2 protein-coding genes and 1 pseudogene are annotated in these 4,061 nt (G+C 56.2%); 1 reads left to right on the top strand and 2 read right to left on the bottom strand.

Annotated elements, in window-relative coordinates; all coding sequences use genetic code 11:
* Positions 1-91 precede the first annotated feature (91 nt).
* Positions 92-1,909: a recombinase family protein gene (locus ETR37_RS18165; protein WP_129447636.1), complete on the bottom strand. Its 1,818-nt coding sequence runs from the start codon at positions 1,907-1,909 to the stop codon at positions 92-94.
* Positions 1,910-2,170: 261 nt separating this feature from the next.
* On the opposite strand from ETR37_RS18165, the pseudogene ETR37_RS20275 reads away from it, so the two are divergent.
* A pseudogene (locus tag ETR37_RS20275) lies at positions 2,171-2,320 on the top strand (TetA family tetracycline resistance MFS efflux pump); the annotation flags it as partial.
* Between the two features lie 80 nt (positions 2,321-2,400).
* Here the strand turns inward: ETR37_RS20275 and ETR37_RS18160 are convergent.
* Positions 2,401-3,819 (bottom strand): glycoside hydrolase family 68 protein, encoded by a 1,419-nt coding sequence (locus ETR37_RS18160; RefSeq protein WP_013354239.1) that lies wholly within the window; start codon positions 3,817-3,819, stop codon positions 2,401-2,403.
* Positions 3,820-4,061: the final 242 nt, after the last annotated feature.

Here is a 4,061-nt window from a genome sequence, read left to right as displayed (position 1 = left end):
GCCGACCGGGGGACCGGCCGACCCTTCCCGCTGCCCCAGGAAGCCCGCTGTGCGCCCGTCTCAGCGCCTAACAGGCTTCCCGGGTGTCTCGCTACGCCGCTACGTCTTCCGTGCCGTCCTGGGCGTCGTCTTCGTCGTCGTCGGTCGGCGGCTTCGCCCACGTGATCGAAGCGCGCTTCTCGATGGGCGTTCCCTGCCCCCTGCCCGTAGTCGACTTTGTGACAACGATCTTGTCTACGAAGAGCCCGACGAACACGCGCTTGTCGTCTACTGACGCGCGCCCCCACCACGACTTAGGGCCGGTCGGGTCAGCGTCGGCGTCTTCGGGGAACCATTGGTCAAGGGGAAGCTTCGGGGCTTCGGCGGCTTCAAGTTCGGCAAGCCGCTCTTCCGCCCCTTGCTGCCGGAGCGTCAGCGCTGCCTGTTGCTTCCGGAAGTGCTTCCCGCCAACGGGTCCGTCGTACGCGCCTGCCGCGCGGTCTTCGTACAGCTCTTCAAGGGCGTTCAGGGCGTCGGCGCGCTCCGCAACAAGGTTCGCCCGTTCGCCGCTCTTCTCAGGCGCCTCAGTGAGCTTGCCGAAGCGTCGGGCGGCTTCCCACAGAAGCGCCAACGTCTCTTCGTCGCCTTCGGCGTGCCTGATCTTGTTGAAGATGCGTTCCGCAACGAACTTGTCGAGTGCCGCCATGCTGACGTTGCACGTGCCTTCGTGCTGCCCAGGTGCGGACGGGTCGACCACCTTCCGGCGACGGCAGCGGTAAGAGTCCTTGATCGATTCTTCCCCGCGCTTCGAAGTCATGACGGCGCCACACTCGCAGTACAGCTTGTCCATGGCGGACAGAATGGCTTGCCCCCGGGAAAGCCCCTTGCCGCGCCCCCTGCCGTCCAACCACGCCTGAAGCTCATACCACTCAGCGGGCTCGATGATCGGTCCGCAATCAAGCTCGACCGGCCGGAGCGTGATCGGGTCGCGCTGAATGCGGTAACCCTCAATCTTCGTGGTCGGCGTGCCGTCCGGCTTCTTCTTGTAGATCACCTCAGCGGCGAAGCCCGCAATACGCGGGTCCCGAAGGATTCGCATAACGGTTGCCGGGTCCCAGGCGCTTGAAGCGGTCTTCTTCCCAATCGTCTCGCCCCGGGTCGGCACGGCGTCAGCGTCCATGCGCTTACAAAGCCCCGTGATGCTGCCCGGGTGAATGGCGGCTTGACTGCCCGGCTTGAAGGGAAGGTGTTTGTGCGTCTTGATCTCACGCCACCACCACCGGATTACGTCGGGCTCGAACTCGAAGGGTCCGGTAAGGGGAGTGGTCGAGTGCGCAAGCTTGTTGATGACGACATTGACCATTCGGCCGTTGCGCGTGATCTCCTTCGTCTCCGAAACAAGCTCGAAGCCGTAAGGCGCCTTCCCGCCGACGTACCCGCCCAATTCGCGCTGAAGGTTCTTCGTGTCGAGAATCTTCGCCGACTTCAGCGAAGATTCTTTGTGCGACGCGTCGAGCCGCATAATCAGGTGAATCAGGTCCATGACGTTTCCCTGCCGGAAGACGCCTTCCTGAGTGGAAACAATCGTCACGCCCAGGGCGAGCAATTCCGAGACAATCGGAATCGCGTCCATGACCTTCAGGCGCGAGAAGCGCGACACGTCATAGACAATGATCATGTTGAGCCGCCCGGCGCGGCATTCGTTCAGGATGCGTTCGAACTCCGGGCGCTCCGCCGTCCCGAACGCCGACGTGCCCGGCGCTTCGCTGAAATGCCCGACGAACCTGAACCGGCCCCCGTCGCGCTCGACTTCGCGCTGAAGGTCGGCCGCCTTGTCTTCGTTGGCGCTACGCTGTGTCGCTGGGCTTGCTGCGCTCGAATTCTCGCGCTCGCGCGACTGACGGTCGTAAGCACCCGCGTACGTGTCCACCCCGGTCACAACCCCTTGTGTCATGTCGGCGACCCTACGCCCCCAACTGAGAGAACTCAAAGGTTACCCCAGTTGGGGCACTACTCCCGAAAACCGCTTCTGACCTGGGAAAACGTGAAGCCCCGGGACATCCGCTGAGGGTTGCCGCCGGGGCTTCGGTGTGTCCGTCAGTACGGGCCAGAGAGGGGCGTCGTGTAACCCACCCAGGGCGATTGCTCCGGCACGGGGAAGCCGCGCCACGCCTTCGGGACGTCAGGTACCCTAGCGCTATATGCGTTGATGCAATTTCTATGCGCACCCGTTCTCGGAGCACTGTCCGACCGCTTTGGCCGCCGCCCAGTCCTGCTCGCTTCGCTACTTGGAGCCACTATCGACTACGCGATCATGGCGACCACACCCGTCCTGTGGATCTACCCACTAGTCAATTCACCATCTTGTTGAGAAATAAAAGAAAATGCCAATGAAGTATCGGCATTTTCTTTTTGCTGTTATTAGTTGACTGTCAGCTGTCCTTGCTCCAGGATGCTGTTTTTGACAACGGATGTTTTATTGCCTTTGATGTTCATTAAGAAGCTTGGCGCAAATGTTGCCTTTTTATCCTCGAAGAAGCCTCTGTTTGTCATGTAGCTTGTGATAACCACATTGTTGCCTTTGGCTTGCGGCACTGCGAAGTGAGAGTAAGTGAATGTCACATCGTTTGGATCAAGACCCATTTGCAGCACAAGCCCTGTTTTGTTCAGCGGCTTGTAAGGGCCGGTTAAAGAGTTTGATACATAACCAAGCATGTAAATATCGTTTGAGTTAATACCATCGATCGTCATTTTTGAACCGCGTGAATCAGTGAACAAGTACCATTTGCCGTTCATTTTGAAAACATTCGCGCGCTCGATTTCATCAGTTACCGTGTTTGAAGTGATCAGCGGCTTCATTACTTTTTTCAATGTGTAATCATTATTTAACTCTATGATACCGAGGGCGCCGTTCGCTAACTCAGCATCGCGTTTTTTAGCGCTCTGCTGAAGCTTCTGGCTTTCTTTACGGAAGAAGTTCGTGCCGCCGCCGTAGTACGCTTTGTTAAATAAAGATTCTTCGCCTTGGTATCCGTTTTCTGTTCCCGTGTTGGCTTCGAATACAAGGTATTTATGGCCTTTGTCTTCAACGTAGTGAGGGTCTCTCAGCGTATGGTTGTCGCCGGATGTATAATTGCCTTCATCGATAAACTGCTGAACGTTCTGATATGTTTTTCCGTCTCCGTCAAAAATCGTTTTGTGATCTTCCACTCCGTTGATTTTGAGTGTGTCATCAGATTTTGACACATTTACCTGCGCTGTTGTCAGGCTTTGTTTGCCGTAATGTTTACCGGAATAGTCAGTGTAGAATAAACGGATTTTTCCGTCAGATGTAAAGGTTGCAGAACCGGACCATTCTTGCGTCTGATCTTTCAGGATCGGATCGTTGGCGTCGAACTTATCGCTGTCTTTAAAGACACGGCCCGCGTTTTTCCAGCTGTCGATTGAGTTGTCGCCGACCTTTTGATAAAACATGTAGATTGATGTGTCATCAGCGTCTTTCGGGCTTCCCGCAAGAGCAAACACAACGTGATAGCCGTTGTATTCAGCTACTGTTCCGTCAGCGTTTTGCAGCGGCCAGCTGTCCCACACATCAAGTCCTTTTGCAGACTCAATATTTTTAATCGTTGATTGATCGAATTGAGGCACTTGGTATTTTTCGTTTTGCTGCTGTTTAGGGATCTGCAGCATATCATGGCGTGTAATATGAGAGACGCCGTACGTTTCTTTGTATGCTTTTTGGTTATTTTCTTTCGCGAAGGCTTGAGTCGCTCCTCCTGCCAGAAGTGCAGTCGTAAAAGTCAGAACTGTGGCTTGTTTTACAATTTTTTTGATGTTCATGTTCATGTCTCCTTCTGTATGTACTGTTTTTTGCGATCTGCCGTTTCGATCCTCCCGAATTGACTAGTGGGTAGGCCTGGCGGCCGCCTGGCCGTCGACATTTAGGTGACACTATAGAAGGATCCGTCGGGCGGGCTGAACGCCCTGGACTCCGGTTCGCCGCTGCCGAGGCGGGAGCCGCGCGAGCCCTCGCTCCAGCAGGACCACGGTGCCCCGGCAACGGAGGGCGACCTCTCGGGGCC

It is taken from the genome of Geobacillus sp. PK12, assembly GCF_004123125.1.
Lineage (GTDB): Bacteria > Bacillota > Bacilli > Bacillales > Anoxybacillaceae > Geobacillus > Geobacillus zalihae.
Note: the sequence above shows the minus strand (reverse complement) of the source record. Positions and strands in the feature narration are given on the sequence as shown.